Origin of the sequence: Heyndrickxia sp. MSNUG (assembly GCF_049532715.1) — a bacterium.
Taxonomy (GTDB): domain Bacteria; phylum Bacillota; class Bacilli; order Bacillales; family Cytobacillaceae; genus Mesobacillus.
Genome location: NZ_CP150978.1, coordinates 2074642 through 2087389 on the forward strand (window position 1 = coordinate 2074642; position 12748 = coordinate 2087389).

Below are 12748 nucleotides of genomic sequence, written 5' to 3' on the forward strand. Positions count from 1 at the left end.
TTAAGGCTAGTAAGCTGTTCTTACTTTTGCTAAAGTTATAGGGTCTTCCCATTAGAAAATGAATGTAGAAGCCAAAACCATAAGACATTTAATTAACGTTTAAAATTTTTATACATAAAGGTGAAGGTTATATGGAACTAAATATTCGTGCAGAACAAATGATAGAGGCAAACAATGTTTTAGCTAGACCAATTGAATTTTATATTTTATATGTATATGAATGCGTTTTGGATGCGGTTAAGTCAGAAAAACAGCCTGGTCTAGCTCAACAATTGATAGAGAGGAGTCTCGAGTTGATTGAACACAATGCTTTTGAAGACATAGAAAAGATAGAAAACAACTTCAATCATATTTTTATTAAAGAAGATGAGGAGCAAGACTTCGCCAATGATATAGAAATCTATTTTTACAAAGCGTATCGACTTGGAGGAAAAGCGTTATGTGGAAGGAGACTGAAATCAGGAGAGATAATAGATTTACAGAATAATTTCTTTATTAAACATCCCAACTATTCTTTTCTGTTAGAGTATCAAGAACTGTATAAAGTTTTCTACGAACAACTTCAGGTCGTAGATCATTTCAAGCTAAGCGTATTGTATTATTATCAGAATCAGACAGGATTATAATTCTAGGTAAATTTTTAAGGGTTTTGAAATGTAATAAGCGGAGAACACACCTTATAGATAGTGTGCGATCTCCGCTTTCATTTCTTCTTTCTCAAATTTTATATTGTAATAACAACTTTTCCTCGAGCGTGACCTTCACCAAAATACTTGAAAGCTTCTCTAATTTCATCTAAGGTATAGCTTCGGTCAATAACTGGTTTTACCTTTCTGGCTTCTATTAATTCTTTTATATCTTTTAAATCTTTTTGGTTCGGTCGTTGTAAGAAGGTGCTTATTTTCTTATTTCCTGTCATTGAAATCCAAGGTCCCTTAATCATGGCTTGAAACATTTGAGTTTCGGATCCTCCGACGTGGACAAATGTTCCATTTGGATTTAATGAACGCTTATATGCGGAAATTGGCTGATTTCCATTCACGCCAAGTATCAAATCATAACGCTGCCCGGTTTGGGTGAAATCTTCCTTTTTATAGTCGATGAGATGGTCTGCTCCTAAGGATTGCAAGATTTCTAAATTACTCGTGCTGCATACACCAGTTACCTCAGCCCCGAGCGCTTTGGCAATTTGAACAGCGAAAGTGCCGACGCCTCCAGAGGCTCCATGAATCAATACCTTTTGCCCAGGCATAATCTTGCCTTTCCCTCTCAAGGCTTGCAATGCCGTCACACCTGCCATAGGGACAGAAGCCGCTTCCTCAAAGGAAATATTGGCGGGCTTTAATGCTAAAGCACTTTCAGGCACCGATACATATTCTGCAAAGCCACCCCAGCCACAGCTGGCAAGGTCTCCAAATACCTCATCACCTGGTTGGAACTGCTTAACCTCTTTACCAACTGCTTCAACCCTGCCTGCTATGTCACCGCCAGGTATCGAATATTTTGGTGTGAAAAGACCGAAAGCAAAGCGTGCTAAAAATGGTTCCCCCTTCATTAGTACGAGGTTTCCATAGTTCACCGAAGATGCGTGGATTTTCACCAGCACTTGATGATCATAGGGAGTAGGTTTTTCCACCTCAGTTAATTCAAGAACTTCAGGAGAACCATATTTCTTACATACAATAGCCTTCATAAGCATTCCTCCCGATATTTTGTAGCATAGATCCGACTAACTTACTGAATAATTAATCATATCGCGAAACAAACGATATAAGACCAATAATAGAAAAAAGAACTTCACAGTAGATGTTTCGCCTTGCCGAATTAACGTGCCGGGGGTCAGACCCCCGGCACGTTAATTCGGTAAAGCGTATTTATTTATAAATTCTATGTAACACGACTTGCAATTTCTTATAGGATTTTATGGTAATATAATATTTAATATTTAATGTGATTAATAGATTAGGTGGACTAGTTATAGATTAGTTAAAGACTTTAGCACACTAACGCACTGGGGGTCTGACCCCCAGTGGTTTAATGCGGTGAAGGGGAGCTGAGCATAATGCTGCGTCTTAAAGGGATTTTGATGATTGTGATTGGGTCGATGTTATGGGGGACTACTGGTTCACTGACGGAATGGGTGTTGAGCAATACGGATTTGACGGTGCCATTTCTGCTGACTGTTCGTTTGATTGTTGCGGGATCTGGCATTTTGCTGTTTCTGGCTATAAAAAAGGAAGATATATTTGGGGTGGTAAAGACGCCTTACTGGCGCAATCAGCTGATTCTTTTTAGTATTTTTGGGATGGTTGGTTTGCAATTTACCTTTTCTTATGCGATCGAAACGAGCAACGCCGTCGTAGCAACGTTATTGCAGTTTTCTGCGCCAATTTTTGTCGTGCTTTATGTTTCATTATCACATAAGAAATTCCCTCCGCAATATCAAATCCTAGGAATAGCAGGAACGTTGGCCGGTCTTTTCTTCCTCCTTACAAACGGCTCGCTTGGGAATCTGCTCGTCAGTAACGAAGCCATGCTCTGGGGAGCAGCTGTAGGATTAACATTCGCTTTCTATACATTATATCCAGCTCGTCTGATGAAGGAATGGAGCGTACTAGCCATCGTTGGGTGGAGTATGCTGATTGGCGGGATTGTTCTCGGTCTGATCAACCGTGTATGGCAATCTGACCATTGGCCATTCCTCGTTCAGCCACAAGGACTTCTCATCATGAGCATACTGATTATATTTGGCACGATGGCATTTCTCTTGTTCTTAGCCAGCATGAAGTATATAAGTGCCGTTGAGACCAGTATTTTATCAAGCGTGGAACCACTAACCGTCATGGTCATTTCAGTCATCTGGTTTGATACAATGCTGCATAACATCCAACTGCTTGGCGTCGGTCTCATGCTCGTGTTCGTTACGTGGCTGTCGATAGGCGGAAATAAAGCAGCAGTGGAGAGTAAAAGTATAAAGCGGAAGAGTGCTTAAATCATAAAAAACTTTATTACGATAAATTAAAGTAGCCTCGCACGGAAACAGGTTCGGGTACTTATCACAAAAATTGAATGTACATTATAAAAAGTACTTTACTTTAATTATAAAAAAATATTATTTGTTTTGTGGACCAAATTGCTATGCTAGAGCTTTGGTCCTTTTATTTTTTTACATTTAATAAATCTTTTTACTTTGAAAGGATATATGTTTCCTTTTATTGGATTTTCTTATTGAACTACCGGTGCAGCTTTGTTACCAAGATTAGGCTTCCTCGGCCTTTTTCTTATAAGAAGTGGAGTGTATCTAAATCATAGTGATTTTCATTAAATAAACAGTAAAAATAATGGGAATTTATGTTAATATAGATAGAAGGTTATTCAGCTAAAGAGACAGGAATAAAGAATGTGATTGGTTTTTTAAAATGAATTTAATGATGGAAACGGAGATGGGAATAATGGATTTTCTTAGTTGGTATGATTGGATTACTCCTACTAATCCTTTCGCTTCATTATTTTTCGGTGTCATCTTTACAGTTATTATTGGGATAACTGTTTGGATCGATACTAAAAAACTTAAAACTACAACATTAGCTATGATAGTAGGGGTTTTTGTCACTATTTTCGGGGTTACAATATTAAATTTTATAGGCTTTTATAATTAAGTAAATTTACGGGTGCGTTGATCCAAGAAGGATTAGCCACCTTTTTTGTTGAAGAAGAAATATAACTTATTAAACAAGAATGTTAGAAACTAGATATTTAATTTTTAGAGGTGATACTGGTGAAATTTCATATATTAGGGGATGATGCCAAAATAGAGATTCTAGTAATTTCTAGAAGCCACCCAAACTGTACAGATTGTTGGGATGGTAATTGGATCAAGTCAACAATAAGTATGAAATCCCAGGATATAAAGCTCAATTTAATGCAGATTTAAGAACAGACGAATTAAGGGATTTTGTAAATGAGATCATACGGATGGATAATAAGTTAAAAGGAAAAGCTTGCCTTGTCAATTTAGATGGGTATCTTGAACTTGAAGGTGAAATTAACAATAAAGGCAATATTCATTGGACAGTAGAAACTTGCTATCCAGCAGGAATTGGGGCTGTTTTAAAATTCGATTTCTGTTCCGACCAATCCTATTTAAATGGAATAATAAAAGAAATACAATCAATTCTATCTGTGTTCCCTGTACTCGGAAAACCATAATTCATACCGATAGGCTTTTACAAAGGCAATCATCGTTATTTAACTTTATTAACGTTAAATAACTATGCCTTAATATACTGTATTTAAGATGCAGCTTAATTAAAGAAGGATATTATTTTTACTTATAGAAAATAGAGTGAAATTACATATGTTATGGAAGCGGTGAGATTAATCGGACAGAAACTTAACCAATTCATAGATTATAAAACTGAACAAAGCATAATCAACAAACTTCGGACCGAGGGTTGTGTCTTTGCTGAAGAGGAAACACAGTTACTAACTTCTGAGGCCAGTAATATAGAAGTACTGATGAGTATGGTGGAAAAACGAGTAAGTGGTTTACCGCTTGAATACGTGCTTGGATTCACGATGTTTTGTGGTATACGAATCGAAATTGAACAGGGTGTTTTTATACCTCGCAGACGAACAGAGTTTCTGGTTGAACAAGCAAAAGTTTTAGCTTGCCCAAATGATATTGTTTTGGATTTATGTTGCGGGTCTGGTGCTGTTGGTGCTGCAATAGCTACAGACCTTAAAAAGATTTTATTACACTCCGTTGATATTGACCCCGTTGCTGTACGATGTGCTTCACATAACATAACTAAGATTGGTGGTCATGTTTATCATGGTGACTTATATGATGTATTACCCCATTCATTGAGAGGTCAAGTAAACATGATAGTGGCAAATGCACCTTACGTTCCTGCTGAGTCAGTAAAACTCCTGCCGCGAGAAGCACGTTTATATGAACCAAAAGTGGCACTTGACGGAGGAAAGGATGGACTACACCTTCACCGTATTATAGCGGAAAAGGCACCCCACTGGCTTGTTTCTGGGGGACATCTTTTGATAGAGACGAGCGAAAGGCAGGGTGCAAAGACCTTTGAACTCTTTGTTAAAGCTGGACTAATTACCAAAATAGTTAGAGAAAAAGAATTAGATGCAACAGTTGTTATTGGAACAAAACCTTGCTAAGAGTATGATCAACTAATGGGGCAATGATCCATTAAAGGATTAAGGCTCTTTTTTGCAGAATAATTACGAAAGGTACAGATTAGTTAAAGAAGAATTTAAAAATGAAGGGAACATTCTTACGAAATGGAGTTGCCATTAAAATGATAATTAGGGCTGTAAAACAAGAAGAATATAGTTTTATAGAAGATTTTGTTTATGAAATTTTCAAGAATACCAACTATTCAGATGGTGTAGTTGAAAAATCACTTGTAAGAGAGATTCGGAAAAAACAATATTACATCCCAGAACTTGATTTAGTTGCTGAGGAGAAAGGGGAAATTATAGGACACTTTATACTTTCAAAACTTCCATTAAATAAAAAATATGAAAATGAAATTTTACTGTTATCTCCCGTCTCTGTGGCAATTAATAAGCAACGACAAGGTGTTGGTAAGTTTATGTTACAGGAAGGTATTAAATTAGCTTCTGATAGAGGGTATAAGGGAATTATTGTTGAAGGAGATTTTAGGTATTATCGACGCTTTGGATTTAAAACATCAACTGAGTTCGGTATATATGCTTCCAAGAAAAACTTACCACCATCCGAGGAGAACTTAATGGCAATGGAGTTATGTGAAGATGGGTTGAAAAACATCTCCGGTGAAGTGGACTATACAATTTATCATTCATTCAGATTGTAATTATGTATTTTAACAAGTTGGTGCGTTGACCTAGCAGGATTAACGGCCTTTTTTGTTGATTTCTTATTGAACAAACGCAGCAGGTTCGTACAAGAAGCAATACTGTCTTGCGTCTGGAATAACTGTAAAAAAGGAACCTTTTTGAAGTTGTCTCGTAGTATTAATTAAAAAAGGAGGGACAACGAATGAAGAAAGTCATTTTGTGGTCAATTATTACAGCAATCATAATTGGGTTAGTCGTGTGGGTCGTAAGTAAAATCATACCTTTTTCATATGCCGAATGGAGCTTTTTCATTGGTCTAGGTCTATCTGTCATACTTTTCTTTTTTAGCAGTAGCGGAGGACTTTCATCAAAAGGAGCCACTTTCGAAGCGAGTCAAGCAGGTTGGAAAATACAAAAGGACGACGAGTTAAAAGTCAATGTAGGTGGAGTGTTTTATGGCGCAGTCCTCTACACAATTGTCAGTTTAGTTATTATGATTGTCATTTACTTTTAACTGCACTTTTCTGGTAATCCTTATTATGCTAACGAAGCAGGTTGAAAAAACAGATAAATTCCATACCCGAAAGAAGTGATAATTCTTGGAACTACAACAGCGGGAATTTTCCGAAAAGGTCCTTAAACAATTATTTATAGGAAGTCAATTAGACGGAGTGAAATTCGGTCCGGGCCCGGGTTCCACGCTGATTAAATTTATGCATTATACTAGTAAACAACCTGATGAATTATGGGTTAACATTGAATCAAAATGGACCGTCTTTCCTTCTGCAATAAATGAATTTCCTAACTCTGAGGATGAAATGGATGATTCGACTGAAGAGGAAGAATATTCATTATTAATTAAATTACAACGAGAAAAAGTCATTGACATAAAATTGGGCGAAACTGTGCCGCACCTTAAAATTGGTTTTAGCTCTGGTTTAACGATTTTTGTAAACGGCCACCACGATATGTATGAATGTTGGCAAGCTGGAGATGGTGCTGGGTATACCGGAGAAGAATGGCTGATAGTTGCTACCCCAGGGGACGATATCACGACGTGGGCACCTAACGACTTTAATTGAGGTAATTAATCATAAATGAAAACGGAATAACGGCGTATCCCATTTTTTGTTTCATATGGTAAGGGTGAGGCACCTTTTTGCTGATATCCTTATTGAATAAAAGGTGCAGATTTGCTTAATTAGGAACCTAAATAGGAGCTAAAAAATAAGGGGTAGGCATTGTTGAGAAAACTATTGATGCTTTGTATTGTACTTGTATTGACTGCTTGTACTTCTGCGGAAAGAGAAATGGACATTATCCAACAAATTGAGAGAGACTTGGAGAAAATAGTAACTTCAAGTGATGTTAGCAAATTGTCTTCAAATCCTAATGATTATATAAAAACTCACAAAAAAGAATTCAGTAATATTGTTGGACAAAAGCAAATCACTCTTAAGCATTTTTTAAACAAGTTTGCCAAAAGCAATGGAGATGGATTGGAAGAGTATATAATGGCATCGGCTTGTTCAGAAATTTTAGGCGAAAAAAATCCTGTAAACGAGTGGTCAACGGAAAAAGAATGGTATGAGCAATACATTGAAGCAACTAAATAATAGGTAGGAGGGATTCCCTGAAGTTTCTTAGATTAGTTTTTCTTGTATTGGTGTTGCTCTTGACAGCTTGTTCAGCTGAAGAGCAACCTAAGACATATTCAATAATTATTGTATCTGGGTAAGAGAATAGCGAGACATTTGCTAAATATGTTGAATTTCCTGTTATTGAATATGAGCACTTAACTAATCTGAAGACAGCACAAGAAAAATATCCAAAATACGATATCAATCGAGCACCAGCAATTTTAATATTTAGAGAATGGAGCTGAATTAAAAAAGTTACAGTTAAAAACATATAAATCGAAGAAGCGAAGAAAGGGTTAGAAGACATCGATATTAGATACTATAAATGAGCAATATATCATAATACCAAACAGCAAATAAAAAAATCATTCTTAACCTAAACTTAGGCATATTTAAGCAAGCTCTTTCTTCACATCTATTAATATTTCTTCAATTAAGATTTTTTCAATTAACGCCGTATCATCTGGGTGAAAAATATGAGAAGATTTCTCTGACCAAATCACTCTTGGCTTTTGATTCATCTCAAGGCTATGAATGTATTCTAATAGTAGCTCATCATGAACATGGACATCCTTTCGACCATGTATAAAGGTTACAGGTACTTTTAGCACCCTAATATCCTTTTTTACATTATAAGTGGGAATATCCTTAATAAATTCATCGGTATAAATAAGCTTATGTCCTTTATAAAAGGCATTCATAGCATCCTTAAATCGATAATCCTTTGATATCAGCATATCCAGGGTAATCTTAAACAGTCCTGGATGTTTCACTTTATGATCTGAGTAAATCATTGAGCTATACTTAATTTGATATTTCCGTAATACACCCCATTGCTTATAGCTATTCACATATGGTGGTTCCCCAATAGACTCCAATTCTTTTAATGCTTTAACATCATTTCGTCTATTAGCCTCATCCTTAGCCCACTTAAAGCATAATTTATCGTTTTCTGTCCAACTAATAATCTGAGACATCCCCACATATGAATGTAATTTTTCTGGAGACTGATGAGCTAAGTAAATGCCAATTAGCGAGCCATATGAATGACCAACCAGATAAATCTTATCTTGGTTAAATTTACTTCTTAAATAGTCTATGAGCTCATCAGCATCATGTACATATTGCCGAAAATTCATTGTTTCCTTTGGAATATCATCATGATAAGACTTTCCTGTTCCTCTTTGATCCCAAAATACAACCGTATAATGCTGAACTAATTTTTTCGTATTCGTAACAATTGTATAATCCTTACCTCTCGATGATACACCAGGCAATGGCATGGAAGGACCACCATGTAAAAACAAAATAACAGGATTGTTCTTATTGTAAGATTGTATTAGGATTTGCTGTTTCACACCACCAATTGTAACTTCATCAATCTGGTCAATCCCATCTGGAGGAATTTTATAATCAGGCTTATAAAAAAAATGAAACAAAATGAACCCCCCTTATGTAAAATACGACTTTAAAAATCGATCTATGTCAACTATACATTGACTATACTTAATTTGGTAACAAAATTTGCCTATAAGTTATACTATGGTGGGGAAAATTACTATTGGAGGGAAATATCTGAAGATAACAGATTCATTTAATGCGTAATACAACGATACTGCGCATTTAAACAACATCTATTTGTACTTGATTTTAAGAAAGATTCAGAAGAAAACTGCTGTTAATACAAGTAATGCCCATATTATACTCACCTTTAATTTCCCCCCGAAACTTGTTGAATTCCTTATTGAACATACGGGGCAGGTTAGCACAAAATCTAACTTATTTCACTAAAAGGTACCGTATTCTAATATGACGATATTAATAAAGCAAAAATCGCTTAACGATTACGTTAAGCGATTTTTTATTCTTTTGTTAGCTAAATGGGCGGTTAAAATGTACCGTAATTTGCAAGACTCAAAAAGACCCGTTACTCTCACGGTTCCTTTTTTCATTTCGAAACAAAGTTTTTTGACACAACCTAATAAAAAAATAAAGACTTATAAGCAAAAGAATTTGTGTGTAAAGTTACAGGTACATAATATTTTTCGAGAAAACGATAAGAGGTGAACCGAGTTGAAAAAAATAAAAGTTGATCAACCGAAAATTCCAGCATATTTAGAGAAAGCAAATTTTCAAGATATTTACTATGAGGAAGATCCTGAGTTAGTGAATTGTGAAGTGGAGGGTGCGGTGGTTGATCATGAGGTAATGGATAGGGTATTTTTCTCAAAGGTCCATTTTAAAAATACAACATTTATTCATTCTTCATTTAATAAAATTGATGTTACGGATGTCATTTTTGAGGATTGTAATCTGTCGAATGCCAATTTTTCCGGAGGGGTCGTTCATAGAGTCGTTTTTAAGGATTGCAAATTATTAGGGATAAATCTTTCAGAAGCGAACCTGGGTAACGTTTCATTTGAGAACTGTGATGTGAATTTAAGCGACTTTTCTGAAGCGAAATTAAAGCAGGTAAGATTTGATCAATGTTCTCTGGCAAGTGCTAATTTTTATGAGTGTAAACTGAACAAGGTGGAATTTAACCTTTGTGATCTTAACCAGATTGATTTTACGGAAACTGAGCTAAAAGGTATTGATATCAGCACTTGTACATATGAGCAGCTTAATGTTTCATTGGAAAGCTTAAAGGGCTGTGAGGTCTCTGCTAATCAGGCGATAGGGTTTTCAAAATTGCTGGGATTAATCGTTAAAGATTAAGTTTCTTAAAAGTATCCTTGCTTTAAAATTGTAGAATACCTAGGAATGATCATTAATCTGGAAAATGAAGATATTGCGGATTATATAGTTTACAAGGAACATATATTGTATCAGGAAAACGGTTTATTAAACTCCAAGGAAAAAGAGGGATGTTTCTTGTTTTCTTTTCGCAATATTGACCTTTTAACTGACTCTGAAACCATAATAAAGTTCAGAAGAGATGCGTTTGTCATCAGTTTTGGTGACGAGAATTTATTTGGGGATAATGACGTTTACCTAATGAGGATAAATGATCTCCTTCAAAAGTTTCCAGGTGGGCTGGTTATTGTAGAGAATAATAGTCAGCCAGTTGGACAGATGGAGCTGCAAATCATGCGTTATGAAAAGAAAGAGATCGGTTATGTTAACCTCTTTTATTTAATTCCTGAATATCGAGGAAAAGGGTATGGAACAGCCTTGATGGAATACGCTGAGAATTACTTCCTAAAAAATAAAATGAAAAAATATCAGCTGCGAGTGTCAAAGACAAATAGAGGGGCGATCTCCTTTTACGAAAAAAACGGGTTTGAATTGGTTAGGCTGGAAGAGGAAGAAGGTGTTCTTTTGTATAGAATGCAAAAGAACTTAATATAAATGACATTTCTCTTGAAGCAAACGTCCATTCAGTCTCCCATTCTCTTGAATATAGTGATAATGACACTAATATAGGAGAGGATTGGAATGATGAAAAACTTCATTGAATGTTGTGTAGGCGTGGGGTTGGCCCTGTTAGGATTTTTAGGGATTGGTTTAGGGATTGGGATATCAGGTGCGGCAACTGTAGAGAGCATTGCTAGACAACCGGCGGCAGCAGAAATAATAATTAGAGCGCATTTTCTATTCGTTGTCATCCCTGAGCTGATTTTGGCCTCATTATTAGTAGGCGTTGCATGGCATCTTATGAAAAACAATAGTCGCCAAGTTTGAGTTTAAAGTAATGGATGAACGCCACTACTTTTATAATTTGGCCTGACACACGACAATCATAGTAATGTGATAATTATGGATGGTTTAATCTAAGTTGCTTTAATTATCTCATTGATATCTTTTTTTAAGTGATGCTCCATAAAGTTGTAATGAGATGGTACTTTTTAGGTGTATACTGAAGTAGATTATCACCTAATATAAGGAGGATTACACGTATGGAGGTTACATTTACAGTAAGCAAATGGGATGAAAAGCCGGTCGATGACACTAGAAAAGATTTCCCTATTAATATTGCACATGTCGAATATGATCTTGACGGTGAATTAAAAGGAAAAGCTTTTGTTGAGTATTTATTCTATTATTTAGAATCAAATATTGATGATGGCCACTTGGCTACTGCGAAAATTTCTGGTTTTCTTCATTTTGAAGGGACTTATAAGGGGAAAAGAGGGACATTTACTGCTGTAGAACAAGGATTATTTGATAAAGGGAATTTAGATTCTCCAGGAACCATTATTAAAACGACCGGTGACTTAGAAGGCATGAAAGGGTCCTATAATTACAAGTTTTCAAATCAAAGCAGTAAAATGATTCTTGGCTTTGAATTTTAATTAAATACCCTTATACAAAAAGGATACTGTAACAAATAGCGGGACATCGAAATTGACCAACCATATACCATCAACTCCACCATACGAATAACAATCTATAACATACAAAAAAGCTCAGAGTCTCTGAGCTTTTCTTCTTTTAAGCGCATTCCTAAATTCAAATGATCCAGCCATTAAAAACCATACCCAAGTTGATTACAATGTGAAAAACGATGGATGGATATATACTATTCGTCTTTAAAACAACGATCGCGTAGAATAGTCCTCCGAAAGAAAAAAGTAAACAGACTATAAAAGGAATTCCAATTGATAAATGCAATAGACCAAATCCGATACTGGTTATGACAACAGCAAAATAAGTGGAAATGTTTTCTTTTAAGTTTGATAACAGAATACCTCTCCAAAGTATCTCTTCAAGTGTAGCATTTATAACCGCGAACAATATGCCGAATAGTAATATTGATTTTACATAGCTCATTTCTTGATGGAAAAATATTGGTATAAGTATTACGCTCGAACCCATCAAACCAATAAGTAAAAAATAGGGTAATTTAATTGTATGAAATGGCATTTTGATACTACTTTGCCAATCAGGCAAAAGGGCAAAGATAGAAATTTTCTGTTTAAATAACAATAGTGAAAATGCAGTTCCAAAAATGATTAATAGAAGGAAACTTCTGTTGATAAGGATTTTCATTTCTGCGGATATATTCCATACCCCGATGTAAATGCTTCCTAATTGAAACATCCATGTACCTAATAAGAAAAACAGAAACAAGGAAACGGATGAACGGTATTTATTAGTGGAGATGCAGATAAAGAGCAAGAATAATACCGGTATTATTCCCCATACAAACAACCTATAAGAAAAGAGAATAATACCTGCGAAAAATAAAATTGCCAAAAATAAGAGAAATATATTTGAACGTAAATGATTTATACCAATCTCCCCTTAGATATCATTAC

At 35.5% G+C, this 12748-nt stretch carries 16 protein-coding genes; 13 read left to right on the plus strand and 3 right to left on the minus strand.

Features of this window, described 5'->3' with window-relative positions; genetic code table 11:
* The first annotated feature begins 131 nt into the window (after positions 1 to 131).
* A complete protein-coding gene (locus AABM38_RS10360) occupies positions 132 to 626 on the plus strand; it encodes a hypothetical protein (protein ID WP_423410295.1) in 495 nt (164 codons plus the stop codon).
* Between the two features lie 98 nt (positions 627 to 724).
* Here the strand turns inward: AABM38_RS10360 and AABM38_RS10365 are convergent, their stop codons facing one another.
* Complete coding sequence (locus tag AABM38_RS10365) at positions 725 to 1693, minus strand: NAD(P)-dependent alcohol dehydrogenase (protein ID WP_423410296.1); 969 nt, start codon at positions 1691 to 1693, stop codon at positions 725 to 727.
* 369 nt (positions 1694 to 2062) lie between these two features.
* On the opposite strand from AABM38_RS10365, the gene AABM38_RS10370 reads away from it, so the two are divergent.
* The 8 genes from AABM38_RS10370 (at position 2063) to AABM38_RS10405 (ending at position 7463) form a co-directional block, all read left to right on the plus strand.
* Positions 2063 to 2992, plus strand: a complete 930-nt coding sequence (locus tag AABM38_RS10370) for a DMT family transporter (RefSeq protein ID WP_423410297.1) — start codon at positions 2063 to 2065, stop codon at positions 2990 to 2992.
* Between the two features lie 460 nt (positions 2993 to 3452).
* Positions 3453 to 3659, plus strand: coding sequence for a hypothetical protein (locus tag AABM38_RS10375; protein WP_423410298.1), 207 nt, complete (start codon positions 3453 to 3455; stop codon positions 3657 to 3659).
* A gap of 211 nt (positions 3660 to 3870) precedes the next feature.
* Positions 3871 to 4209 carry a WapI family immunity protein gene (locus tag AABM38_RS10380; protein WP_423410299.1) on the plus strand — a complete coding sequence of 113 codons (339 nt, stop codon included), beginning with the start codon at positions 3871 to 3873 and terminating at the stop codon, positions 4207 to 4209.
* 153 nt (positions 4210 to 4362) lie between these two features.
* Entirely contained in the window at positions 4363 to 5184 is an 822-nt protein-coding gene (locus AABM38_RS10385) for a putative protein N(5)-glutamine methyltransferase (protein ID WP_423410300.1), read from the plus strand.
* 101 nt (positions 5185 to 5285) lie between these two features.
* Positions 5286 to 5864: a GNAT family N-acetyltransferase gene (locus AABM38_RS10390; RefSeq protein ID WP_423410301.1), complete on the plus strand. Its 579-nt coding sequence runs from the start codon at positions 5286 to 5288 to the stop codon at positions 5862 to 5864.
* Positions 5865 to 6049: 185 nt separating this feature from the next.
* Positions 6050 to 6361 carry a hypothetical protein gene (locus AABM38_RS10395; RefSeq protein ID WP_423410302.1) on the plus strand — a complete coding sequence of 104 codons (312 nt, stop codon included), beginning with the start codon at positions 6050 to 6052 and terminating at the stop codon, positions 6359 to 6361.
* A gap of 85 nt (positions 6362 to 6446) precedes the next feature.
* Positions 6447 to 6929, plus strand: coding sequence for a hypothetical protein (locus tag AABM38_RS10400; protein WP_423410303.1), 483 nt, complete (start codon positions 6447 to 6449; stop codon positions 6927 to 6929).
* Between the two features lie 162 nt (positions 6930 to 7091).
* Positions 7092 to 7463 carry a hypothetical protein gene (locus tag AABM38_RS10405; RefSeq protein ID WP_423410304.1) on the plus strand — a complete coding sequence of 124 codons (372 nt, stop codon included), beginning with the start codon at positions 7092 to 7094 and terminating at the stop codon, positions 7461 to 7463.
* Positions 7464 to 7879: 416 nt separating this feature from the next.
* Here the strand turns inward: AABM38_RS10405 and AABM38_RS10410 are convergent, their stop codons facing one another.
* Positions 7880 to 8926, minus strand: coding sequence for an alpha/beta hydrolase (locus tag AABM38_RS10410; protein WP_423410305.1), 1047 nt, complete (start codon positions 8924 to 8926; stop codon positions 7880 to 7882).
* Positions 8927 to 9560: 634 nt separating this feature from the next.
* Here AABM38_RS10410 and AABM38_RS10415 point away from each other — a divergent pair.
* The 4 genes from AABM38_RS10415 (at position 9561) to AABM38_RS10430 (ending at position 11782) form a co-directional block, all read left to right on the plus strand.
* Positions 9561 to 10205 carry a pentapeptide repeat-containing protein gene (locus tag AABM38_RS10415; protein ID WP_423410306.1) on the plus strand — a complete coding sequence of 215 codons (645 nt, stop codon included), beginning with the start codon at positions 9561 to 9563 and terminating at the stop codon, positions 10203 to 10205.
* Positions 10206 to 10250: 45 nt separating this feature from the next.
* A complete protein-coding gene (locus tag AABM38_RS10420) occupies positions 10251 to 10838 on the plus strand; it encodes a GNAT family N-acetyltransferase (RefSeq protein WP_423410307.1) in 588 nt (195 codons plus the stop codon).
* 87 nt (positions 10839 to 10925) lie between these two features.
* Positions 10926 to 11171, plus strand: a complete 246-nt coding sequence (locus tag AABM38_RS10425; RefSeq protein WP_423410308.1) for a hypothetical protein — start codon at positions 10926 to 10928, stop codon at positions 11169 to 11171.
* Positions 11172 to 11386: 215 nt separating this feature from the next.
* Entirely contained in the window at positions 11387 to 11782 is a 396-nt protein-coding gene (locus AABM38_RS10430; protein WP_423410309.1) for a DUF3224 domain-containing protein, read from the plus strand.
* Positions 11783 to 11939: 157 nt separating this feature from the next.
* On the opposite strand, the gene AABM38_RS10435 is transcribed toward AABM38_RS10430, so the two are convergent.
* Complete coding sequence (locus AABM38_RS10435; RefSeq protein ID WP_423410310.1) at positions 11940 to 12530, minus strand: lysostaphin resistance A-like protein; 591 nt, start codon at positions 12528 to 12530, stop codon at positions 11940 to 11942.
* Between the last annotated feature and the right edge of the window lie 218 nt (positions 12531 to 12748).